General features: G+C 63.7%; 20 protein-coding genes. 14 read left to right on the top strand and 6 right to left on the bottom strand.

What is annotated here, in order from left to right:
• Nucleotides 1-76: 76 nt before the first annotated feature.
• Together ACCD07_RS30580 and ACCD07_RS30575 are read right to left on the bottom strand one after the other, a co-directional pair.
• Nucleotides 77-328: an acyl-CoA-binding protein gene (locus tag ACCD07_RS30580; RefSeq protein WP_176655665.1), complete on the bottom strand. Its 252-nt coding sequence runs from the start codon at nt 326-328 to the stop codon at nt 77-79.
• A 189-nt stretch (nt 329-517) separates the two neighbouring features.
• On the bottom strand, nt 518-805 hold the full coding sequence (locus ACCD07_RS30575) for an HU family DNA-binding protein (RefSeq protein WP_090316135.1): 288 nt from the start codon (nt 803-805) through the stop codon (nt 518-520).
• A gap of 203 nt (nt 806-1008) precedes the next feature.
• Between ACCD07_RS30575 and ACCD07_RS30570 the strand changes: the two genes are divergently transcribed.
• Nucleotides 1009-1779: a hypothetical protein gene (locus ACCD07_RS30570; RefSeq protein ID WP_176655528.1), complete on the top strand. Its 771-nt coding sequence runs from the start codon at nt 1009-1011 to the stop codon at nt 1777-1779.
• A 9-nt stretch (nt 1780-1788) separates the two neighbouring features.
• Here the strand turns inward: ACCD07_RS30570 and ACCD07_RS30565 are convergent, their stop codons facing one another.
• Nucleotides 1789-2145 carry an FKBP-type peptidyl-prolyl cis-trans isomerase gene (locus ACCD07_RS30565; protein WP_176655529.1) on the bottom strand — a complete coding sequence of 119 codons (357 nt, stop codon included), beginning with the start codon at nt 2143-2145 and terminating at the stop codon, nt 1789-1791.
• A 151-nt stretch (nt 2146-2296) separates the two neighbouring features.
• On the opposite strand from ACCD07_RS30565, the gene ACCD07_RS30560 reads away from it, so the two are divergent.
• The 7 genes from ACCD07_RS30560 to ACCD07_RS30530 all read left to right on the top strand — a co-directional run bounded on the left by ACCD07_RS30560 (nt 2297) and on the right by ACCD07_RS30530 (nt 11910).
• Entirely contained in the window at nt 2297-3268 is a 972-nt protein-coding gene (locus ACCD07_RS30560) for a cytochrome D1 domain-containing protein (RefSeq protein ID WP_413449493.1), read from the top strand.
• Entirely contained in the window at nt 3268-4308 is a 1041-nt protein-coding gene (locus ACCD07_RS30555; protein WP_413449492.1) for a polysaccharide deacetylase family protein, read from the top strand. The genes ACCD07_RS30560 and ACCD07_RS30555 overlap by 1 nt, the downstream gene beginning before the upstream one ends.
• Nucleotides 4305-5300 (top strand): sterol desaturase family protein, encoded by a 996-nt coding sequence (locus tag ACCD07_RS30550; protein WP_353400151.1) that lies wholly within the window; start codon nt 4305-4307, stop codon nt 5298-5300. Before ACCD07_RS30555 ends, ACCD07_RS30550 begins: the two co-directional genes overlap by 4 nt.
• Nucleotides 5300-6121, top strand: coding sequence for an EI24 domain-containing protein (locus tag ACCD07_RS30545; protein ID WP_176655532.1), 822 nt, complete (start codon nt 5300-5302; stop codon nt 6119-6121). Before ACCD07_RS30550 ends, ACCD07_RS30545 begins: the two co-directional genes overlap by 1 nt.
• A 9-nt stretch (nt 6122-6130) precedes the next feature.
• Complete coding sequence (locus tag ACCD07_RS30540; RefSeq protein ID WP_176655533.1) at nt 6131-6916, top strand: competence/damage-inducible protein A; 786 nt, start codon at nt 6131-6133, stop codon at nt 6914-6916.
• 353 nt (nt 6917-7269) lie between these two features.
• Nucleotides 7270-10386 (top strand): transglycosylase domain-containing protein, encoded by a 3117-nt coding sequence (locus ACCD07_RS30535; RefSeq protein ID WP_176655667.1) that lies wholly within the window; start codon nt 7270-7272, stop codon nt 10384-10386.
• Nucleotides 10387-10545: 159 nt separating this feature from the next.
• Complete coding sequence (locus ACCD07_RS30530) at nt 10546-11910, top strand: TAXI family TRAP transporter solute-binding subunit (protein WP_413449491.1); 1365 nt, start codon at nt 10546-10548, stop codon at nt 11908-11910.
• A 100-nt stretch (nt 11911-12010) separates the two neighbouring features.
• Here ACCD07_RS30530 and ACCD07_RS30525 read toward each other — a convergent pair whose 3' ends face one another.
• On the bottom strand, nt 12011-12469 hold the full coding sequence (locus ACCD07_RS30525) for a rhodanese-like domain-containing protein (protein ID WP_413449490.1): 459 nt from the start codon (nt 12467-12469) through the stop codon (nt 12011-12013).
• A gap of 310 nt (nt 12470-12779) precedes the next feature.
• Here ACCD07_RS30525 and glnA point away from each other — a divergent pair, with 310 nt between their 5' ends.
• The 4 genes from glnA (at nt 12780) to ntrC (ending at nt 17532) form a co-directional block, all read left to right on the top strand.
• Nucleotides 12780-14195, top strand: a complete 1416-nt coding sequence (gene glnA, locus ACCD07_RS30520) for a type I glutamate--ammonia ligase (protein WP_176655536.1) — start codon at nt 12780-12782, stop codon at nt 14193-14195.
• 124 nt (nt 14196-14319) lie between these two features.
• Nucleotides 14320-14808, top strand: coding sequence for a DUF4124 domain-containing protein (locus tag ACCD07_RS30515; RefSeq protein WP_353400156.1), 489 nt, complete (start codon nt 14320-14322; stop codon nt 14806-14808).
• A gap of 24 nt (nt 14809-14832) precedes the next feature.
• Nucleotides 14833-15945 carry a nitrogen regulation protein NR(II) gene (glnL, locus tag ACCD07_RS30510; RefSeq protein WP_176655538.1) on the top strand — a complete coding sequence of 371 codons (1113 nt, stop codon included), beginning with the start codon at nt 14833-14835 and terminating at the stop codon, nt 15943-15945.
• A 69-nt stretch (nt 15946-16014) separates the two neighbouring features.
• Nucleotides 16015-17532, top strand: a complete 1518-nt coding sequence (ntrC, locus tag ACCD07_RS30505) for a nitrogen regulation protein NR(I) (RefSeq protein WP_176655539.1) — start codon at nt 16015-16017, stop codon at nt 17530-17532.
• A 105-nt stretch (nt 17533-17637) separates the two neighbouring features.
• Here the strand turns inward: ntrC and ACCD07_RS30500 are convergent, their stop codons facing one another.
• Nucleotides 17638-18582 carry a GlxA family transcriptional regulator gene (locus ACCD07_RS30500; protein WP_176655540.1) on the bottom strand — a complete coding sequence of 315 codons (945 nt, stop codon included), beginning with the start codon at nt 18580-18582 and terminating at the stop codon, nt 17638-17640.
• 89 nt (nt 18583-18671) lie between these two features.
• On the opposite strand from ACCD07_RS30500, the gene ACCD07_RS30495 reads away from it, so the two are divergent.
• Together ACCD07_RS30495 and corA are read left to right on the top strand one after the other, a co-directional pair.
• Nucleotides 18672-19457 carry an SDR family NAD(P)-dependent oxidoreductase gene (locus ACCD07_RS30495; protein WP_176655541.1) on the top strand — a complete coding sequence of 262 codons (786 nt, stop codon included), beginning with the start codon at nt 18672-18674 and terminating at the stop codon, nt 19455-19457.
• Between the two features lie 71 nt (nt 19458-19528).
• On the top strand, nt 19529-20497 hold the full coding sequence (gene corA / locus ACCD07_RS30490) for a magnesium/cobalt transporter CorA (protein ID WP_176655542.1): 969 nt from the start codon (nt 19529-19531) through the stop codon (nt 20495-20497).
• Nucleotides 20498-20561: 64 nt separating this feature from the next.
• Here the strand turns inward: corA and ACCD07_RS30485 are convergent, their stop codons facing one another.
• On the bottom strand, nt 20562-23318 hold the full coding sequence (locus ACCD07_RS30485) for a TonB-dependent receptor (RefSeq protein ID WP_413449489.1): 2757 nt from the start codon (nt 23316-23318) through the stop codon (nt 20562-20564).
• Nucleotides 23319-23711 lie beyond the last annotated feature (393 nt).

The following is a 23711-nucleotide window of genomic DNA, read 5'->3' as shown; positions in this document are numbered from 1 at the left end:
AATTGGCACCCGACCTTCGCCTTACCTGCTGCAAGGTAATTGTTCTTGTCCAATTTTCAGATCTGACCCCGGGTTTTTACTTCAGCTCTTCGATCAGGTCGATGTACTGCTGCCTGGCTTCGTCCAGCGACGTGCCTTTGAGCGCGGCCCAGGCGTCGAACTTGGCGCGGCCGACGAAGTCGGTCATGCCTGGACGGTCGCCGGTGGCGTCGCCGGCCGAGGCTTGCTTGAACAGCGCGTAAATCTTCAGCAGCGTCATGTTGTCCGGACGCTCTGGCAGGTTCTTGGAATCGAGCTGGGCCTGCGCGAATTGCTCTTCTAAACTCATCATTTCTCCTAGGGGCGGAATGGGGATGCGCCATCATAACCCCGGCCGCAGGAAAAACCGCTAGAGGGCTTACTCAAAAACAGAACGGCGGACATGTCAGGTCGTGGACCTGGCATGCGCCGCCGTTTCCGGTGCCCTCGCGGGCACTGGCACTGCGGCGCGAACGCCGCGTGCCGGGAGTTCCTGCGATTACTTCTTTTTCGTCGGGTTGACTGCCGACTTCAGGGTCGCGCCAGCCGAGAATTTAGGAGTTTTCGACGCAGCGATCTTGATCGCTTCGCCGGTTGCAGGATTGCGGCCTTTGCGTGCAGCACGCTTGGCAACGGAGAAGGTGCCGAAGCCGGTGATGCCGACCGTGTCGCCTTTTTTCAGACGCTCAGTCACGATGGCGATCAGAGTGTTCACTGCACCGTTGGCGGCAGCAGCTGACATCTCGGTGCGTTTCGCAAATTCTGCAATCAATTCGCCTTTTTTCATTACTACCTCCTTGGTTATTAGAGCGCGCAGATTAGCATAAATATTGTCAAATGTAATGGTTTCTGTTCGAAGTAGCCCTTACAGTAGCTGCCGCGCCACGCTGCACCGCAATAAAACCCCTGTATTTACAGGCGATACCCGGTTTTTCCGAACCCGCGTCCGCGCTGAAAAAGGTTTATGATGGGGCGACTGAGGACAGGACCATGACCTTTTCAGACGAGACCTTGATAGCCTACGCCGACGGCGACCTGGACGACGCGACCCGCCTCGCCGTCGAAGCCGCCATGCGCGGCGACGGCAGCATCGCGCGGCGGGTGGCGCGCCTGCGGGCCGCGCGCGACGAGGTGTTTGCCGACCAGGCGCCGTCCGGCCTGCGCTCGCGGCGCGCGCCCAATGTGGTGCAGCTGGCCGACGTGCGGGCCAGCCGCGCCGCGGCGCAGCAAGCGGCGCGCAAGGCGGCGCGGCGCCATTGGGGCTGGCCGGAATGGGGCGCGCTGGCGCTGGTGATGGTGCTGGGCCTGGCGGCCGGCAAGTTCGGCCTGGCGCATTGGCAGCCGGGCTGGTTCAGCGAGCCGGCGATGGCGCCGACCGCGGTGGCCAGCCGCAACGGCATGCTGGTCGCGCAGGGCAAGCTGGCCACGAGCTTGAGCCAGCAGATGGGCGGCGCCGTGCCGTCCGAAGGCGATGTGCGGGTCGGTCTGAGTTTTTTGTCGAACGAGGGCGGCTACTGCCGCAGCTTCACGCTGGTCGGCCTGAGCCAGGATCTGGTGGGGATCGCCTGCCGCGCCAATGACGAGTGGCGGATACCGGTGCTGGTGCAGAGCGCGCGGCCGCTGCCGGCCATGGGCGCCTACCGCGCGGCCGGCACCGAGATGCCGACGGCGCTGCTGGAAGCGATCGACCAGCGCATCGTCGGCGGAATGCTCGACACCAGGGCCGAGCTGGAAGCGCTGCGCCGTAATTGGCAGCGCTAAGCCTGCCGTTTAGACGCCCAGCAGTTCGACGTCGAAGATCAAGGTTGCGTTTGGCGGAATCACGCCGCCGGCGCCGCGCGAGCCGTAGCCCAGCTCGGCCGGGATGATCAGCTGGCGCACGCCGCCGATCTTCATGCCTTGCACGCCCTGGTCCCAGCCCTGGATGACCATGCCGGCGCCCAGCGCGAATTCGAACGGATCGTTGCGGTCCTTGCTGGAGTCAAATTTCGGGCCCTTGGTGCCGTCGTCGTTGCGCAGCCAGCCGGTGTAGTGCACGGTGACGTTTTGACCGGCTTTGGCTTCGGCGCCTTCGCCCACGGTCAGTTCGATGTACTGCAGGCCGGATTCGGTGGTGATGGTGGTCATGATTTTCCTTCTATGGATACGTTAAAGACAGCCCTGAATTGTAGCAGGGCGCGCAGCTGGGCCCCCGGCACGGGAATAATTGTCCGCTTTTGTCTCGTAACGGTTCGGTTTGCACGTAAAATAAACGTTTTGCTCTTTCAAGCGATTTTTCATGCTCTGCAGTTTCCGCCGTATCGTCCTTTCCTGTGTCTGCGCCATCTCCGCGATCGGCAGCGCGCAGGCCAACGTGGTGGTGGTCCTTAATTCGCGTGACGCCACCGTGCAGTTGCTGGACCAGGACACCTACAAAGACCTCTCCACCTTCCCGGTCGGGAAGGAGCCGCACCACCTGATGGCCACGCCGGACAACAAGTCCCTGATCGTCGCCAGCTCGGTCGGCAACGAACTGATCTTCCTCGATCCGAAAAGCGGCCAGGTCCAGCGCAGCATCAAGGATATCCTCGACCCCTACCAGATCGGCTTTTCCCCTGACCAGAAATGGTTCGTGTCGAACTCGCTGCGGCTGGACCGCGTCGACCTGTACAAGTACGACGGCGCCAACCTGACCCTGGCCAAGCGCATCCCGCTGGCCAAGCTGCCCAGCCACATGGCGTTCAACGCCGCCAGCAACATGGTGTTCATCACCCAGCAGGGCAGCGACCAGATCAGCGCCATCGACCTGGGCACGCAGGCCGTCAAGTGGACCATGTCGGTCGGTAAGCTGCCGGCCGGCATCGCCATGACGCCGGACGACAAATACCTGCTGGTCGGCATCATGGGCAGCGACTACGTCGAGGTGATCGACTGGAAAACCCAGAAGACCGTCAAGCGCATCAAGACCGGCCAGGGCGCCCACAACTTCCGCGCCGCCGGCGACGGCCGCCTGACCTATGTGTCGAACCGGGTCTCCAATTCGATCAACATCATCGACCAGAAGACGCTGGAAAACGTCGGCCAGATCAACGTGCCGGGCGGCCCGGACTGCATGGAAATCACCGCCGACGGCAAGACCATGTGGGTCACCCTGCGCTGGATCAAGAAAGTGGCCGTGATCGACCTGGCCACCCGCAAGGTCACCAAGCTGATACCGGTGGGGCGTTCGCCGCACGGCGTGTTCTTCTTCAACTCGGCCCAGCGCATGTGATGAACAGCGCTGCCGCCCCGACCCTGCTGGCGCTGGCGCTCGCTGTTTCGCCGGCGGCCATGGCGGCCGACCCGGCCAAGGCCGCCAACAGCGACGCGCGCGAACTGAACGACGCGGCCCGCGCCGCCAACGCCCATGCCCGCAACCTCAACGGTCCGGCGCGGCGCGCGGCGGAGGCCAAGGCGGCCGGCATGGCCGCCGCCGCCGCGGCAAGCACCGGCGCGGCAAGCACCGTGTCGCCGGCCGGCGCCAAGCCGGCGCTGGCGACGGCGTCCGCCATCGCCGCCGCGAAGACCGAGTCGGCCGCGCCGCGCGCGGCCTGCAAGGGCACGATCTACCTGACCTTCGACACCGGCAGCCAGTCCCAGGCCGAGCTGATCGCCGACACGCTGAACCGCCACAAGATCAAGGCCACCTTCTTCCTGGCCAACGAAAAAACCGTCAAGGGCGATTATTCGCTGGACCCGTCGTGGTCGGCCTACTGGAAGGCCCGCGTCGCCGAAGGCCATGTGTTCGGCTCGCACACCTTCGACCACGACGTGCTGGTCAAGGACGGCGCCGGCGGCGCCATCCTGGCCAGGCCGGGCTTTGGCGCGCAGGCCGGCAAGGTCCGTACCTTCACGCCGGACCAGTATTGCGAGGAAATCAAGCGCGTCGACCAGCGCTTCGCCGAGCTGACCGGCCGGCACCTGGACCCGATCTGGCGCGCTCCGGCCGGCCGCACCACGCCCCATGCGCTGGAGGTGGCCAAGTCCTGCGGCTACGCCCACGTCGGCTGGGCGCCGGCCGGCCTCTCCGGCGACGAGTTTTCCAGCACCGCCTACCCGAATGCGGTATTGCTGCAAAAGTCCCTGCGCGACTTGCGGGACGGCGACATCTTCCTTGCCCACATGGGCATCTGGTCGCGCAAGGATGCGTGGGCGCCGGCCAACCTGGAACCGTTGATCAGCGGCCTGGAGCAAAAAGGCTATTGCTTCGCCACGCTGCGCGAGCACCCGGGCTATCGCGCCTCATTCAAGACGAATTCCAAGCACCAATGATGCAATTATTTTCCGACTGGCTGGGCGCCGCCCAAGGCTGGTTGTTCGAGACGGCGATACAGCCGCTGGTGTTCCAGCTCGGCTTCGGCGAATTTATCGAGGAGGCGTTCGAAGGCACCGAGTGGCTGCTGATCGGCGTGCTGGAGCTGTTGCTGCTGTTCCTGGTGCTGCGCCCGCTGGAGGCGATGATCCCGGTGCACAAGTTCAACGACCCGCGCGCGCGCTGGAACGACTTCATCTACACGGTGCTGCACCGCGTCGGCCTGTTCTCGGTGCTGATCTTCTTCACGCTCGACCCGCTGATGGACAGCGTGGCCGCCGCGCTGCGCTTCGAGAGCTTCCAGCCGTTCAACCTCGAATCGCTGTGGCCAGGCATCAGTCCCCTGGGCAGCTTCCTGGTGTATTTCGTCGTGCTGGACTTCTTCGATTACTGGTACCACCGCGCCTCGCACCAGTTCAACTGGTGGTGGGCGCTGCACGGCCTGCACCACAGCCAGCAGAACATGAATTTGTGGAGCGACAACCGCAACCACCTGCTCGACGACCTGCTGCGCGACGTCTACATGGGCGTCATCGCGCTGTGCATCGGCGTCGAGCCGTCGCAGTACGTGATGCTGGTGTCGGTGTCGCGCATCCTGCAAAGCCTGCAGCACGCCAACGTGCGCATCCATTTCGGCCGCGTCGGCGAATGGCTGCTGGTGTCGCCGCGCTACCACCGCCTGCACCACGCGATCGGCGTCGGCCACGAATCGCATGGCAAGGGCACCTTGGGCGGCTGCAATTTCGCCGTGCTGCTGCCGGTATGGGATATCATCTTCCGCACCGCTAATTTCACGCCGCGGTTCGAAGCCACCGGCATCCGCGACCAGCTGCCGCGGACCGGCGCCGACGGCGTGGTCGCGCCTGGCCGCGACTACGGCAGGGGCTTCTGGTCGCAGCACTGGCTGGCGCTCAAGCGCATGGTTGAATACGCACGCAAGGATGTGGTCTGATGACAAATGTATTACGCTCCTGGGGCCGCGCCTTCCTGTCGCAATGGCACGGCAGGATGCTGGCGATGAGTGTGGTTCCGTTCCTGCTGGCGGTCGGCGTGTGGGCGGTGCTGCTGTACCTGGGCCTGCAGCCGCTGGTCGACTGGCTGCACCTGCTGTTCACCGAGCACGACGGCTTCGCCCGCAGCGGTAGTCTGCTCAGCTCGCTTGGGCTGGGCGCCTTGAAAACCGTCGTCGTGCCGCTGATCGCCATGCTGTTGCTGCTGCCGCTGATGATACTGACGGCGCTGGTCTTCATCGGCGTGGTGGCGATGCCGCTGATCGGCCGCCACGTCGGCCGCCGCCACTATCCGCAGCTGGAGCAGCGCAAGGGCGGCACCCTGCTGGGCAGCGCCGGCGTGGCGCTGGGCGGCATGGCGATCTTCATCGGCCTGTGGATCGTGACCTTGCCGCTGTACGCCTTCCCGCCGCTGGCGGTGGCGGTGCAGGCCTGCCTGTGGGGCTGGCTGACGACGCGGGTGATGGTCTACGATGCGCTGGCCGACTACGCCAGCGCCGACGAGCGCCGCCAGATCCTGGCCGAGCACCGCTGGCGGCTGCTGGTCATCGGCATCGTCTCCGGCGCGGCCGGCGCCTTGCCGGGCGCGATCTGGCTGGGCGGCGTGATGGCGGTGGTGCTGTTCCCGTTCCTGGCGGCGATCTCGATCTGGCTGTATGTGCTGATCTTTATCTTCACCGGCCTGTGGTTTGCGTATTATTGCCTCGATGCGCTGGCGCGCCTGCGCGCCGACGCGGTCGAGGTCAAAGAAATCACCATCTGAAAGGAAACCATGGCGATCGGACTCATCATCATCGGCGACGAAATCCTGTCCGGCAGGCGCGTCGATCAACACTTCCCCAAGGTCTTGCAACTGCTGGCGGCGCGCGGCCTGCAACTGGGCTGGGCTGAAATCCTGGCCGACGATCCGCAGCGCATCACCGCCACCTTGAAGCGCACCTTCGCCAGCGACGACATCGTGTTCTGCTGCGGCGGCATCGGCGCCACGCCGGACGACCACACGCGCCAGGCCGCCGCCGACGCGCTGGGCCTGCCGTTGGTGATGCACGAGCAGGGCAAGATCAACATCCAGCAGCGCATCCTGCAGATGGGCCAGGAGGCCGGCCAGCCGGCGGACCTGAACTCGGCCGAGAACCTGCACCGCCTCAAGATGGCCGAGTTTGCCGAAGGCGCGGCGCTGATCCCCAATCCGTACAACAACATCGCCGGCTTCGCGCTGCACAAGCACTATTTCGTACCGGGCTTCCCGGTCATGGCGTGGCCGATGATCGAGTGGGTGCTGGACCACCATTACGCCGACCTGTTCAACCGCGAGCCGCACAGCGAGCAATCAGTGTTCGTGTACGAGGCGGCCGAGTCGGCGCTGACGCCGCTGATGGTGGCGATCGAAGCGCGGTTCGCGCGGGTGAAGGTGTTCAGCCTGCCGAGCGTGGGCGACGCCAAGCGGCGCCGCCATATCGAGCTGGGCGTCAAGGGCGAACCGGTGCAGACGGCCGAGGCGTTCGAGTACCTGTGCGCGGAACTGAAGAAACTCAATGTAGAGTTCAGCAACAGTTAGTGCTTGGTTGTTATCAATCGGGCGTAGACGGCGTTCCTCCCTCGGAGAGAACGCCGTTGTTTTTTTGCGAAAAACAAACGGCGCAGTAAAATTATTGTGCGTCTTCGCCCGCTGGCACGGCTCCGATGTGGTGCAATGGAGTGGAAGCATCCAAGTACGTTTTACTGAAACAGCTGACCGGTTTGAATCATATGTTAAGCAATCGTCGTTTCCGCCGGCCCCGTATCGTAGTCCGCGCAGTGCGCAAATTGCGCGCAGGCGCCGCGGCTTTTGGCTATCGCAACAAGCGGCATCTGCATGTCGTGCCTGCGCCCACTCCCGAACAAACCGAAGCGCATCTGGCCCATGCCCAGATGGACGCGCCGCCACCGCCGTCGGCACCGAAGAGCAAGCGTTCGCGCAACGCCTTCCTGCTGGTGCTGCTGATCGGCGTATCGTTTGCCGTCTACTGGGGGGTACAGGAAACCCGTACCTCCAGCATGCAGGCGCGCGTGTTCACCGACCTGGTCGGCAAGATGACGTACAAGATGGAGCCGGGCGCCAGCAAGTCGATCCGCTTCCCGAAAGACAGCCCGTACGACGAGCGCCTCGGCTACGCCGGCCTGCCGGACTATCTGGGCAAGCTCAGCCAGCGCGACTACCAGGTCAGCGCGCAGGTCCGCATCTCGCCGAAGATGGCCGAGCTGGCCGACATGGGCGTGTTCGCCACCTATCGCGAAAAGACCAAGACCGGCCTGACCATCGTCGACTGCCGCGCGCAGGAACTGTTTGCCGCCAGCTATCCGGAACGCATCTACACCAGGTTCGAGCAGGCGCCGATGGCCCTGATCAACAGCCTGTTGTTCATCGAGAACCGCGAGCTGCTGGACACCAAGTATCCGACGCGTAATCCGGCCGTCGAATGGGACCGCCTGGGCAAGGCGGTGATCGAGAAGAGCGTCAGCTCGGTGGCCGGCGGCCATCGCGCGGCGGGCGGCAGCACGCTGGCCACGCAGATCGAAAAATACCGCCACTCGCCGGAAGGCCGCACCGGCTCGATGAAGGACAAGCTGCAGCAGATGGTCTCGGCCAGCCTGCGCTCCTACCAGGACGGTCCGGACACGACCAAGGCGCGCCGCCGCATCGTGCTCGACTACCTGAACACGGTGCCGCTGTCGGCCAAGCCCGGCTACGGCGAAGTGAACGGCATCGGCGACGGCATGTGGGTGTGGTACGGCCGCCAGTTCGCCGACGTCAACCGCCTGCTGGCCGGCAAGCTCGACAACCCGGACGCCGAAACCGCGCTGACCTTCAAGGAGGCGCTGAGCCTGATGATCGCGCAGCGCCGCCCCAGCTACTACCTGGGCGACGGCGCCGAGGACCTGGAAATCCTGGCCAACAGCCACCTGCGCATCCTCGCCACCGACGGCGTGATCACGCCGGCGATGCGCGACATGGCCTTGCAGCAGAAGCTGCATCCGGCCACCGGCAACGGCCTGCAGTCGGCGCCGGCGATGACCTTCGTCAGCCGCAAGGCGTCGAACGCGATCCGCAACCACCTGGCCAACCTGCTGGGCGACAACCGCATGTACAACCTGGACCGCCTCGACCTGAGCGTGGTCAGCACGCTCGACGCGCAGGCGCAGACCGCCGTCACGCAGGTGCTGCGCGATCTGCGCGATCCGGAGAAGGCCAAGGCCGCCGGCCTGACCGGCAAGGGCATGCTGGGCAACGGCGATCCGGCCAACGTGGTGTACAGCTTCACCCTGCTGGAAAAGGGCGAGCAGAACAACCTGCTGCGCCTGCAGACCGACAACTTCGACCAGCCGCTGGACATCAACGAAGGCGCCAAGCTGGACCTGGGCTCGACCGCCAAGCTGCGCACGCTGGTGACCTACCTGGACATCATGGACCAGATGCACAAGAAGTACGCCGGCATGGACGCGGCCGCGCTGGGCAAGGTGACGGTCGATCCGCAGGACAAGCTGTCGCTGTGGGCGCTGGACTACTTCAAGGCGCTGCCGATCGAGAAGGGCGGGCGCGAGCTGACGCCGATGCTGAACGCGGCCATGGAGCGCAAGTATTCGGGCAATCCCGGCGAAGGCTTCTTCACCGGCGGCGGCCTGCACCACTTCGGCAACTTTTCCAAGGAAGACAACGGCAAGATCCTGACGGTGACCGAGGCGCTGCGCCATTCGACCAACCTGGTGTTCGTGCGCCTGATGCGCGACGTGGCCAAGTTCTACATGTTCCAGACGCCGGGCTCGTCGGCCTCGCTGCTGGCCGACTCGGACGATCCGCGCCGCGCGCAGTACCTGGCCCGCTTCGCCGACAAGGAAGGCAAGGAATTCCTCGGCCGCTTCTACGCCAAGTACAAGGGCAAGCCGGAAGGCGAACTGGACAAGATCCTGCTGGCCAACATCCGCAGCACGCCGGTGCGGCTGGCGGTGATCCACCGCACCGTGTATCCGCAGGCCAGCCAGGAGCAGTTCGCGGCCTTCCTGAAGGACAACCTGCCGTCGCAGAACGAAGTGCCGGAAGAGCGCGTGGCCAAGCTGTACGACCAGTATTCGATCGACAAATGGTCGCTGGCCGATCGCGGCTACCTGGCCAGCGTGCACCCGCTGGAACTGTGGATGGCGGCCTATATGCGCCTGCACCAGGGCGCGACCTTGTCGGAGATGACGGCGGCCAGCGAGAAGGAGCGGCAGGAGGTTTACCAGTGGCTGTTCAAGACCCATCACAAGCACGCGCAGGACAAGCGCATCGCCGGGCTGCTCGAGGTCGAGGGCTTCATGGAAATCCACAAGCAGTGGAAGAAGATGGGCTATCCGTTCGAGTCGCTGGTGCCCTCGTATGCGACCACCTTGGGCGCGTCGGCCGACCGTCCGGCCGCGCTGGCCGAGCTGATGGGGATCATCGTCAACGGCGGCGTGCGCAAGAGCAGCCAGCGCATCAGCTCGCTGCACTTCGCCAAGGACACGCCGTATGAAACGGTGGTCACCAAGGGCAAGCCGACCGCCAATGAGCAGGTGCTGTCGCCGGAAGTGGCGCGGGTGGTGGCCGATGCGATCCGCGGCGTGGTGTCGGACGGCACGGCCAAGCGGGCGCGCATGGCCTTCGTCGGATCGGACGGCAAGGTGATTCCGGTCGGCGGCAAGACCGGCACCGGCGACCAGCGCTTCGACGTGTACGGCGGCGGCGGGCGGCTGATCGAGTCGCGCTATGTGAACCGGTCGGCCACGTTCGTGTTCAATATCGGCGAACGCTTCTTCGGCTCGATGACGGCCTACGTGCACGGGCCGGAATCGAAGCACTACGACTTCACCAGCGCGCTGCCGGTGCAGCTGCTGGTGGTACTGGCGCCGAGCCTGATGCCGCTGATCGAACCCAATCCCGTGGCGAAGCCCGCCACCGTGGCGTTGGTCGCGAAAGCCGGGGGAGAAGTGCCCGCAGTCGTGAAACCGCCGCTGCAGGCCTGCGGCGGCTGATCTAAATCCGGGGTCAGATCCGACATTTGGACACGAGCTCTGCCGTAACGGCCGTTACGGCAGAGCTCGTGTCCAAATGTCGGATCTGACCCCGGATTCCCTTGCATAGTTGCTCATTTGTTGGCAATGTATCAGCCCATGAAACCTATGCGCCATCACATGTCCAAAATCCTCAAGTTCACGCAATTCTCGATGCGGGACTTGTTTGTCGCCGCCGCCCCCACCATTGCGCTGATCGCCGGCGTCTGCCTGCTGGCCTACTGGCTGGTTGACCCGGCGCCGCCGCGCACGGTGCGCCTGGCCACCGGCCAGGAAAACAGCGCCTACGAGGAATTCGGCAAGAAATACGCGGCCGCGCTGGCCAAGCATGGCGTCAAGGTGACGCTGATGCCGTCCGCCGGCTCCAGCGAAAACCTCAAGCTGCTGAAGGCCGGCCAGGTCGACATCGCCTTCGTCCAGAGCGGCTCCACCAACGAGGAGGCCGCCGAGCGCGAAGGCCTGACCTCGCTGGGCAGCCTGTTTGTCGAGCCGCTGTGGCTGTTCCTGCGCGAAACCAAGGGCAAGAAGCCCATCACTCAGTTGAGCCAGCTGAGGGGCATGAAGATCAACTACGGCCCGAAAGGCGCCGGCTCGCCGCGCCTGCTGCGCCAGGTGCTGGAGCTGAACGGCGTCGAGAAGGGCGAAGTCGAGCGCTTCTCGCTGGCCAACACGCCGGCCACGGTGGAGCTGCTGGAAGGCCGCATCGACGGCCTGGTGTTCACCTCCGCGCCGGAGGCGCCGCTGATCCAGATGCTGCTGCAAACGCCGGGCATCAAGCTGTTCAACTTCACCCAGGCCGAGGCCTACGCGCGCAAGCTGCCGTTCCTGAGCCACGTGGTGCTGCCGCAGGGGATCGTCGACCTGGGCCGCGATATCCCGTCCGAGGACTACAACCTGATCGCGCCGACCGCCACGCTGGTCGCGCGCGACGACCTGCATCCGGCGCTGGTGGATTTGTTCGTGCAGGCGGCCAGCAGCATCCACGGCGGCGCCGGTTGGTTCTCGCAGCAGGGGCAGTTCCCGTCGGCCAAGTACACCGAGATTCCGGTCGATTCGGAGGCGGCCAAGTTCTACAAGAGCGGCCCGCCGCTGCTGCAGCGCTACATGACCTTCTGGCTGGCCAATTTCTTCGACCGCATGTGGGTCGTGGTGGTGGCGCTGGGCGCGCTGATACTGCCGCTGTCCAAGGTGGTGCCGCCGCTGTACGTGTGGCGCATCCGCTCGCGCGTGTACCGCTGGTACGGCCAGCTGCGCGCGGTGGAGCAAAGGGTGGAGGAGGCGCAGGAGGAGACGCGCATGCAGGTCTACGAGGAGCAGCTCAAGCGCCTCAATGAGATCGAGGAGCTGGTCAACCAGGTATCGATCCCGCTGTCCTTCGCCGATGGCTTGTATGGCTTGCGCAGCCACATACAGTTCGTGCGCAAGCGCATCCAGTTCCTGATGGGCGAAATGTCGCCCGTTGTGGCCGACGCGGTGCCGGTCTAATCCGCACCCCGCCGTCATTCCCGCGCAGGCGGGAATCCATAGAACGCATCCGTGTGTGCCTCAGCATGGACTCCCGCTTTCGCGGGAATGACGGCGAAGGTTATGCTCCGGTCCACGGCAAACCGGCCTTGCACCAGCCGTTGACGTTCTTGCGGTGGCCGTGCTCGTCCTTGTCGCCCTCGAAGCCTTCCAGGATATCGTAGCAGTGCTGGTAGCCGTGCTCGGTGGCCAGCTTGGCGGCGTTGCGCGAACGGACGCCGGAGCGGCACAGGAACAGCAGCACCTGGTCCTTGCGGGCCACCGAGTTCAGCTGCTCGATGAACTCGTGGTTGGCATTCCCGCCCGGATAGGTGCTCCACTGCACCGCACCATGTTGGGCTTCCGGTATGGTGACCCGTCCGACCCAGTCGCGCTCGGCATTGGTGCGCACATCGACCAGCTTGACGGCGTTGTCGGCACTGACCAGCTCATACGCCTCCTGCGGCGTGACCGCTCCGGCATAGGGCCAGTCCTTGCTGCGGCTGCGCGCCAGCGCGAGAATATCGTCTATCGTGCTCATGTCATGTTCCAGAAATAAGTTTAAGTTTATTATAGGCTTCCTGTTCAAGCCCGATACACACACGCACCAAAGCTGTGCAGTTTTTAGAAAAATTCCCAATGCGCACAAAATAGGTGCAATATTTGAGAAATGCACTGAGTTGGTGCTATGTTGATCTGCCGCAAATATAGGCATTTCGATCTGCTGGCCGATTTTAGATTCTTTTACCAGCAAGTTCAAAGATGCTATCGGCATATTAATATGAGTTTCAGGCTGGCACGGATACTGCTTATTAGAGCGCACGAGTCCCACATTCCTTTAGGAGATACGCATGGCAATGACAGCCGCAGAAGTTCTGAAAATGGTCCAGGAAAACGAAGTCAAATTCGTTGATTTCCGTTTCGCCGACACCCGTGGTAAAGAACAGCACGTAACCGTGCCTGTGTCGCACTTCGACATCGACAAGTTCGAATCGGGTCACGCATTCGACGGTTCCTCGATCGCCGGCTGGAAGGGCATCGAAGCATCGGACATGATACTGCTGCCAGATCCAAACACCGCGAACATCGACCCGTTCATGGAAGAAACCACCCTGTTCATGCAGTGCGACGTGATCGAACCGTCGGACGGCAAGGGTTACGACCGCGATCCACGCTCCATCGCCAAGCGCGCTGAAGCCTACCTGAAATCGTCCGGCATGGGCGACACCGCCTACTTCGGCCCTGAGCCAGAGTTCTTCATCTTCGACAGCGTGCGCTGGAAGATCGACATGTCCGGCTGCTTCGTCAAGATCGATTCCGACGAAGCGTCGTGGTCGACCGACAAGGAAATCGAAGGCGGCAACAGCGGCCATCGTCCTACCGTCAAGGGCGGCTACTTCCCAGTGCCACCAGTCGACAGCTTCCAGGACATGCGTTCGGAAATGTGCCTGATCCTGGAATCGCTGGGCATCCCGGTCGAAGTGCACCACCACGAAGTGGCCGGCGCCGGCCAGAACGAAATCGGCACCAAGTTCTCGACCCTGGTCGAGCGCGCCGACTGGACCCAGAACCTGAAATACGTGGTCTGGAACGTGGCCCACAGCTATGGCAAGACCGCCACCTTCATGCCTAAGCCTATCGTTGGCGACAACGGTTCGGGCATGCACGTGCACCAGTCGATCTGGAAAGACGGCGTCAACCTGTTCGCCGGCGACGGCTATGCCGGCCTGTCGGAAACCGCGCTGTACTACATCGGCGGCATCATCAAGCACGCCAAGGCGCTGAACGCGATCACCAACCCAGGCACCAACTCGTACAAGCGTCTGGTTCCAGGCTTCGAAGCGCCAGTCAAACTGGCGTACTCGGCCCGTAACCGTTCGGCTTCGATCCGTATTCCACACGTGGCCAATCCAAAAGGCCGCCGTATCGAAACCCGCTTCCCGGATCCACTGGCCAACGTCTACCTGTGCTTCGCAGCACTGCTGATGGCTGGTCTGGACGGTATCGCCAACAAGATCCACCCGGGCGAGGCAGCATCGAAAGATCTGTACCACCTGCCGCCGGAAGAAGACGCGCTGATCCCAACCGTGTGCTCGTCGCTGGAAGAGGCACTGGATCACCTGAACAAAGACCGCGAGTTCCTGACCCGTGGCGGCGTGTTCAGCGATTCCATGATCGACGCCTACATCGAACTGAAAATGCAGGACGTCCAGCGCATGCGCATGACGACTCACCCTGCCGAGTTTGACATGTACTACTCGCTGTAATACAACGCGCCTCTGTTGCAGGCGCTTGTAGCCGGTAAAAAACGCGGGGCGAGCAGCAGCTTTCCCCGCGTTTTTCATTGGATGTTGTATATTCGGGATGGAATGTTCCACCCACGGATAACGAATGATAACTAGTTTGAAACGATGCATTTTGCTGGCGCTGATGGGCTGCGGCTGGGTCCACGCGCAAGGCGTGATTTACAAGTGCACGCTACCGAACGGCAGCATCGAATACACCGACGTCAATCGCGGCAGCTATTGCAAGTCGATGGACTTGCCGGGCACCGTGGTGCCGGCGCCGGCGCGCCGCCAGGTGCCTGTCATGCGCCCGTCGCTGCCGACGATCGCGCCGGGCGACTTTCCGCGCGTCGATGGCGCCGAGCAGCGCGCGCGCGACGCGGACCGGCGCGGCATCCTCGAGGATGAGCTGAAAAACGAATCGCAGAAGCTGGCGGAGTTGCGCAAGGAGTTCAACAACGGCGAGCCGGAACGCCGTGGCGACGAGCGCAACTACGCCAAGTACCAGGAGCGGGTGGCCGCGCTGCGCGACAGCATCAGCCGCTCGGAAAAGAATGTCGATGCCTTGAAACGCGAGATCGCGAATATCCGTTGAAGGCGAATTTACCGTGAGTCCATTATGAGCCTGGTCAGTAATATCGCCGCCCGCGCGGTGGCCGCCATGAACCGCCCGCCCGCGCTGGCCGGCCTGGAACTGCTGGCGTCCGCCGTGGTGCTGCTCGATGGCGAAGGCCAGATCGCCTACGCCAACGCGGCTGCCGAGAATCTGCTGGAGAGCTCGCTCAAGGCGCTGTCGCGGCAAAAGCTCAGCGCGCAGTTCCTCAACCCTGACGAGCTGGAGCACATCTGCGCGCAGGCGCGCGAGCACAAGTTTGCCGACCTGCGGCAAGACCTGGCGCTGGAGCGAGCGGGGCGCGATCCGCTGCACGTGCACAGCATCGTGTCGGCGCTGGACGAGCCGGCCGACCACATCCTGATCGAGCTGCGCGAACACCTGCAGCACCTGAAGCTGGACCGCGAGGAGCGCATCCTCGACCAGAGCCAGGTCAACAAGGAGCTGATCCGCAACCTGGCGCACGAGATCAAGAACCCGCTGGGCGGCATCCGCGGCGCGGCGCAGCTGCTGGAGATGGAGCTGCCCGCGCTGCACGCCGGCCAGCTGCGCGAGTACACGCAGGTCATCATCAAGGAAGCGGACCGGCTGCAAACGCTGGTCGACCGCCTGCTGGCGCCGCACCGCCGGCCGCACATCGTCGGCGACGTCAACATCCACGAAGTGCTGGAGCGCGTGCGCAGCCTGATGCTGGCCGAGTTCCCGTCCGGCCTGACGATACTGCGCGACTACGACGCCTCGATCCCCGAGTTCAGAGGCGACAAGGAACAGCTGATCCAGACCGTGCTCAACATCGCGCATAACGCCGCCCAGGCGCTGGCCGCGCGCATCGAGGCGGGCGACGCGGAGATCGTTTTCAAGACGCGCGTGGCGCGCCAGGTCACCTTGGCCAAGGTCCGTTACGGGCTGGCATTAGACTTGCATATCATTGACAATGGACCGGGTATCGCACCCCAGATCCGCGACCGGATTTTCTACCCGCTGGTGTCGGGCAGGGAAGGCGGCAGCGGCTTGGGATTGACCCTTGCGCAAACCTTCGTGCAACAGCACATGGGGGTGATCGAGTGCGAGAGCCGGCCTGGATACACGGATTTCCGCATCCTGTTGCCGTTGCCATAAGCCGTGGCATACAGGGGCGGGTGCCGAGTCCCTTGATTGACGATCCATATTGCGGGATACACACAACACATGAAGCCAATCTGGATAGTAGACGACGACGAATCGATTCGCTGGGTACTGGAAAAAGCGCTGGCACGGGAGAACCTGGCCACCAAGAGTTTTGCCAATGCGCGCGACGCGATCGCCGCACTGGAGTTCGAGACGCCGCAAGTGCTGGTGTCCGACATCCGCATGCCGGGCGACTCCGGCCTCGACCTGCTGCAACTGGTGAAGTCGCGCTTCCCGGGCCTGCCGGTCATCATCATCACCGCCTTCTCCGACCTGGACTCGGCCGTTGCAGCCTTCCAGGGCGGCGCCTTTGAATACCTGGCGAAACCGTTCGACATCGACAAGGCTGTCGAGCTGATCCGTCGCGCGCTGGACGAGAGCCTGCGCGAAACCAGCGTTGAATCGGGACCGTCGGAAACGCCGGAAATCCTCGGCCAGGCGCCGGCGATGCAGGAAGTGTTTCGCGCCATCGGCCGCCTGTCGCAATCGAATGTGACGGTGCTGATCACCGGCGAATCGGGCTCGGGCAAGGAGCTGGTGGCGCGCGCGCTGCACAAGCACAGCCCGCGCGCGGCGCAGCCGTTCATCGCGCTGAACACGGCGGCGATCCCGAAGGACCTGCTGGAGTCCGAACTGTTCGGCCACGAGCGCGGCGCCTTCACCGGCGCGCAGACCACGCGCCGCGGCCGTTTCGAGCAGGCCGAGAACGGCACGCTGTTCCTCGACGAAATCGGCGACATGCCCTTCGACTTGCAGACGCGCTTGCTGCGCGTGCTGTCGGACGGCCACTTCTACCGCGTCGGCGGCCATCAGCCGCTGAAAGCCAATGTGCGCGTGATCACGGCGACGCACCAGAACCTCGAGCAGCGCGTGCGCGAAGGCTTGTTCCGCGAGGACTTGTACCACCGCCTCAACGTCATCCGCCTGCGCCTGCCCAGTTTGAGGGAGCGCCGCGAGGACATCCCTATTTTGGTGCGCCACTTCCTGGTGCAAAGCGCCAAGCAGCTGGGTGTGGAAGCCAAGCGCATGAGCGACGCCACCTTGCAGTTCCTCAGCGGCCTGGACTTGCCTGGCAATGTGCGGCAGCTGGAAAACCTGTGCAACTGGATCACGGTGATGGCGCCGGGACAGACGGTCGAGGTCAAGGACTTGCCGCTGGAGTTGACGCAGGAGCAGGGCGGCGGCGGACACGCCTTGCCGGCACTGGCGTCGGCGCCGGCGGAAACCTACAGCACGATCCAGCACCACGGCACGGTGACGGCGATCCCGGCGCCGGACATGGGCAGCATGCATGCGCTGTCCGGTTCGCCGGACGCGTGGCTGGGTCTGCTGGAAGTGCAGGCCGCCACCATGCTCAGCGGCGGTCAGCAGGAAGTGATGGCGGTGCTGGGTCGGCAGTTCGAATCGGCGCTGATACGCACCGCGCTCAAGCACACGCACGGCCGCAAGAACGACGCGGCGGTACGGCTGGGCATAGGCCGCAACACCATCACCCGCAAGATCGCGGAGCTAGGCATCGACGGCGCCAAGGACGACTGAAGTCGCGTCAAAAAGACCGCAGCGTCGTTGCGGGCGTCTCGCCGTGCTAACGCACTGTCTTCGCCACCCGCGCCTGGCTGCGCTCATTTTGACACAACTTCAAAATTACGCCGCCGCGCGCGATGCCCTTTTGATCGCCTGCGGCGGCACGCCGTAAGTCCTGATGAACGCCCGGCGCATCCGCTCGGGGTCGTCGAAGCCGCTCTCCCTCGCCACCACGTCCAGCGCGTGATTGCCGTCCTCTATCATCGCCCGCGCCGCTTCCACTCTTAGTGTCTCGACCGCCTTGGCCGGCGATTGCCCGGTCTCCAGCCGGAACGCGCGGCTGAACTGGCGGCGGCTCAGGTTGGCCGCATCGGCCAGCTCGTCCACCGACAAGGCCTTACGCAGATTGCGCTTGGCATAGGTCAGCGCGTTCTGGATGCGGTCCGACTTCGGCTCCAGTTCCAGCAGGGCCGAGAACTGCGACTGCCCGCCGGTGCGCCGGTGATACACCACCATCTTGCGCGCCACCGCGCGCGCCACCTCGACGCCCAGGTCCTGCTCGACCAGCGCCAGCGCCAGGTCGATGCAGGCCGTCATGCCGGCCGAACTCCACACGTGGTCGTGCTCGATGTAGATGCGGTCCTCGTCGACCTTGGCCTTGGGGTAGCGCCGCTGCAGCTCGCGCGCGCCGGCCCAGTGCGTGGTCACGCGCCGCCCTTCCAGCAGCCCCGCCTCGCCCAGGATGAAGGCGCCGGTGCAGATGCTGGCCGTGCGGCGCGACGCCTTGCTGGCCGCCTGCAGGAAGGCGATCAGCGCCGGCGACGACGCCGCGGCCGGCTCCAGCGTGCCGGCCACCATGACGGTGTCGTAGCCGGGATCGCCGAAGCGCTCGGTGCCGACCGGCACGCCGGCCGAACTGAGCACCGGCCCGCCGTGCTCGGACAGCATGGTCATCTCGTAGAACGGGCCGCCCGGCATCAGGTTGGCGACTTCGAACACGGTGACCGCCACCATGTCGACGATCTGGAAACCGGGGAACAGCAGCAAACCTATGGATTTTTTCATGATGTCCCAAAAAGAGGTATCTACGTCACATGGGCCTTAGTTTGCACCCCTACACTGTGCCCTGTCAACTCAACTCTAAAGGACCCAACATGAAAACCGCATTGATCACAGGCGCATCCACCGGCATCGGCGCCGTCTACGCAGACCGCCTGGCCCGCCGCGGCTACGACCTGATCCTGGTGGCGCGCGACGCCGCCAAGTTGTCCGCGCTGGCGGCCCGGCTGGAGGCATCCACCGGCCGCAAGGTCGACGTGCTGCGCGCCGACCTCAACGTGACGGCCGACCTGCGCGCCGTCGAACAGCGCCTGGCCACCGACAGCAGCATCGCCATGCTGGTCAACAACGCCGGCATCGGCGCCGTCAAGCCGCTGATCGATTCCACGCCGGAAGAGCTGGATGGCTTGATCAGCCTGAACATCACCGCGCTGACCCGCCTGACCCGCGCCGTGGCGCCCGGCCTGGTGGCGCGCGGCGGCGGCACCATTGTCAATATCTCGTCGATCGCCGCGCTGGCGCCGGAACTGCTGAACGGCACCTACGGCGGCAGCAAGGCCTTCGTGCTGGCGCTGACGCAATCGCTGCATCACGAACTGGGCGAAAAGGGCGTGCAGGTGCAGGCGGTGCTGCCGGGCGCCATCGGCACGCCGTTCTGGGACCGCGCCGGCATCTCGATCGGCCACCTGCCGAGCGACATCGTGATGACGCCGGAAGACCTGGTCGACGCCGCGCTGGCCGGCCTGGACCAGGGCGAGCTGGTGACCTTGCCCTCGCTGCCGGACGCCGCCGACTTCGCGCGCATGGATGAGGCGCGCAAGGCGCTGAAGCCCAACCTGTCGCACACCAGGCCGGCCGCGCGGTATTTAACCGCGGCTTAACCAGCCCCTGCACCGGTTTGAGGTAAGCTCTTGGCTGACGAAGCCAGGAGCTTTTTTTTTATGGAATGCGTATGCTGATTAATTGTGTGGCCTATCAGGACGGGCAAAAGCTGGCGGACATCCCCGTCGAGGAAATCAGCGACTATGTCGAAAAGCCGGAGACCTTTGTCTGGGTGGCCTTGCGCGATGCGCAGCCGGACGAACTGTCGATCATGCAGGAGGAGTTCGGCCTGCACGAGCTGGCGGTGGAGGACGCGCGGCGCGGGCACCAGCGTCCCAAGATCGAGGAATACGGCGATTCGCTGTTCGTGGTGGTCAAGACCATCGAATGCCGCGACAGCGAGGTGGCCGTCGGCGAGGTGGATATCTTCGTCGGCGACAACTACGTGCTGTCGGCGCGCGACGGCCATAGCCAGCAGGGCTTCCTCGGCGTGCGCGCGCGCGCGGAAAAGGAGCCGCACATGCTGCGCCTGGGCCCGGCCTTCGTGCTGTACGCGCTGATGGACGCGGTGGTGGACCGCTACTTCCCGGTGCTGGACATGCTGGAAACGGAGCTGGAGGAAATCGAGGAGCTGATCTTCAGCCAGGGCAAGCAGCGCGACAACATCCAGCGCCTGTATGAACTCAAGCGCAAGGTGACCATCGTGCGCCACGTGGTGTCGCCGTTGATGGAGGCGGTGGGGCGGCTGCACGGCGGCCGCGTGCCGGCCATGTGCCAGGACACGCAGGAATACTTCCGCGACGTGCACGACCATTTGCACCGGATCAGCGCCTCGCTGGATTCGATACGCGACACGATCGCGACGGCGATCCAGGTCAACCTGTCGATGGTGGCGATCGAGGAGAGCGAAGTGAACAAGCGGCTGGCGGCCTGGGCGGCGATCTTTGCGATCTGCACCGCGTTTGCCGGCGTGTGGGGGATGAACTTCAAGTTCATGCCGGAACTGGAGTGGAAGTATGGCTATCCGTTCGCGATATCCGTGATGGTGGGCGTGTGCCTGTACCTGCACCACCGCTTCAAGAAAGCCGGTTGGTTGTAGAAAAAAAGGACAAAAAAAAACCCGCGCGGCCTGAGCCGTGCGGGCTTTTTTCATGAACGACTGATTACTTGAACTTGTAGCCAGCGGTCACGTAGACGAAGCGGCCACGTGGATCGTACTGGTTGATGTCGTAGCCGGACTGGAACTGGTTGGTCACCGCGGTGCCAATCGGGTCAGGCTGCTTGTCGAACAGGTTCTTCACGCCCAGCGCCAGGGTCAGGTTCTTGATGCCGCGGAACGTGACGTTGGCGTCGTAGATGGCTTCCGACGAAATGAACACTTTGTTGTTGTTCAGATCGTGGCCAACCTGGTAGCCGGTGCGATAGTTCTGTACCAGCGTGGTCGACCATGGACCCTTGCTCCAGGTGCCTGCCAGCTGGTGCTTCCAACGCAGGATCACGCCGCCGTTTTGCGCGCCGATCACCGGCGTGCCGTCGACATCGTTGGCAACGGTGGTGCCGACTTTGTGCGACACGTCGCCGCCCGGGCTGGTCTGGTCGAAGGTATCCATGTAGGTACCGTTCAGGTTGGCTTCCAGCTTACCGAAGCTGAAGTTGTCCTTCCAGTTGGCCGACAGGTCCAGGCCTTGTACGTTGGCGTTGCCGGTGTTGGCCAGCGTCTGCTTGATGCTGACGATGTCGTTGCCGTTCAGGGTCACCAGGCCAGCGTAGGCTGGGTCGCCTGCGCGGAAGCGCGATACCACTTCCTGTGCCGATGGGGTGGCCAGGATGTCGCGGATGTTGATGTTGAAGAAGTCAACACCGATGCTCGCGGTCGAAACCGGTTGCCATACGGCGCCGAACGAGTACTGCTTCGACTTCTCTGGCTTCAGGTTAGGGTTGCCGCCGGTCAGCGAGTTCACCTGCAGGCCGGATTGCTTGGTCGCCGGGTCGTTGAACTGCTCGGAGGTGCCCAAGGTCTGCGGCGTCCACAGGTCAACCAGCGACGGTGCGCGGAAGCCGGTGCCGTAGGAGCCGCGCAGCAGGAAGGACTTGGTTGGCTGCCAACGGACATTGCCTTTCCAGTTGGCCGAGTTGCCGACGTCGTCGTAGTGGTCGTCGCGTACGGCCAGGTTGGCTTCCAGGGTCTTCGTCAGAGGAATGCTCAGTTCGCCGAAGGCCGAGTTCACGGTACGGTCGCGGTCGATAGGCACTACCGAGCCGCCCAGGCCGGAGATGTCGCCCGACTGGTAGGCGGCGCTAGGGTTGGTAGTGTAGTTCTCTTTACGCGATTGCGTACCCACCGCGTATTGCGGGGTGATGCCGGCGATGGTCCAGAAGTCGCCGGTGATCTTGGCGTCGAACGAATCGCTGGTCGATTTGGCGGCCAGGAAGTCGCCGCTGAACGCGGCCGATTTCAGCTGGTCGGCCAGCGCGCCGGTTTGCACGCCGCCTGCAGCCCATGGATTCCAGTTGCTGCTGTTGATGATCTTGGCGTACGCGACTTGCGAGAAGTAGCCGGTGGTCACAGCGCTGTTCAGCTTGGATTCGTTGTGGGTCAGGGCGACTTCGTAGTCGACCGCGCCGATGGTGCCCTTGGCGCCGACGACAACACGTGCCTGCTTGGCGGTGTCGACGTTCTGGCGTGGACCGTAGTCGAACACGCGCGAGGTGATCGACAGCGGTTTGCCGATCAGCGAGGTGAAGCCCTGGCTTTGCAGGTAAGGCACGGCGATCGACTGGTAAGCCGGGTTGCTTGGGAACAGCAGCAGTGCCGCGTCCACATTTTGCTTGGCGAACTCGCCGTCGGTTTCGAAGAAGCTGGCGCGCGCCGGCGAAGGCTGGTAGGTCTGGGTGACTTTGCTCTGCGAGTACAGCACGTCGCCGAACAGCTGGTGATCCGCGTTCAGCTGGTAGGTCAGGTTGCTGGTGAAGTTGAACAGCTCGCGATCAGGAGTCAGGCCGACGTCCGGGCCGCTGTCGTAGTAGCAGTACGGTGCGCCTTTGGCGCCGCCTTGCAGCGTGCCCATCTTGATGGTGCTGCACTTGTCGCCGATGGCCAGCGGGTTGCCGTAGCCGGAGCCGCCCGAGCTGAAGCCGGTGTCAGGGCCGACGCCTGGCGTGAACGAACCCTGGATGTTGCCCAGGCCGGTCGCGGTGCCGTTGTAGTACGGCAGCTTGGTCGAGGTGGCTGCGTAGTCGCGGTCGCGGCCGAACAGTGCCTTCTCTTTTTCGTACGAACCGGACAGAACCAGGTTCAGCTTGTCGGTGTTGAAGCCGCCGGTGATCGATGCCTTGGAGTTCTGGCCGCCGCCGCTTTGCGATGGGGAGCCGTAGCCGCCGGTGATTTCGATGCCGTCGGTCTGCTTGGCCAGGATGAAGTTGACCACGCCGGCCACCGCATCGCTACCGTAGACGCCGGAAGCGCCGTCTTTCAGCACTTCGACGCGCTCGATGGCGGCCAGTGGAATGACGTTGACGTTGACGGAAGCGCCGTCGCTGCCGGCGAAGGCTGCCAGGCGGCGGCCGTTGACCAGCACCAGGGTACGGGTCGAGCCCAGGCCGCGCAGCGAGATCGACGACAGGCCGCCGGTCGAGGTGCCGGCGCCGGTGGCGTTGGTGGTGCCGCCGGCCGAGGAGAAGGCCGAGATCGATTGCAGCAGTTCTTCAGTGCTGGTGGCGCCGGTACGGGCGATGTCAGCTTTGGTTACGACTTGCACTGGCAGCGAGGTTTCAGCGTCGACGCGCTTGACCGACGAACCGGTGATTTCCACGCGCTGGATAGGCGCGTCTTGGGCAAATGCCGGTTGTGCCAGCACCAGAGCGGCGCTGCCCGCAAACATCAGGCGCAGCGAACGCGAGATTACAGTTTCCATCATCATTGCTTGAACTCCTAGGAGGGTACCAATTGTTACTTTGTCATTTAAAGACACGTAGTTTGAATAATCCATCAATAGATTATTCAGGGCAGTCATCAGACCACCTGAGGCTGGCACGGTCAATTGCTGGACTGTAACAGGCGTGTAATAAACAACACATTTGGCGGTATTTTCAAAAAAAGACGATTATTTTACACAAAAATACAAAGTTGTTAGCCGTTTATGCTTTATTTGTGATAGCCGCAATTTAAACGTTGCACTACTTTCATATGAGCTGGGGAGGCTCGGCGAGTGACGAAAAGTTGGTATTGTGAGCAGGGACGGCCGCGCGCGGGCCGCCCAGCGCGCCGAGGCGCTGCTGGTCGGGTAGGGCAAAATAACGGGGCTGGGTACGGC

The organism is Duganella sp. Dugasp56, from assembly GCF_047304105.1.
GTDB classification, from domain to species: domain Bacteria; phylum Pseudomonadota; class Gammaproteobacteria; order Burkholderiales; family Burkholderiaceae_D; genus Rugamonas; species Rugamonas hordei.
The sequence above is the reverse complement of the archived record's forward strand: the minus strand, read 5'-3'. Positions and strand labels throughout refer to the sequence as shown.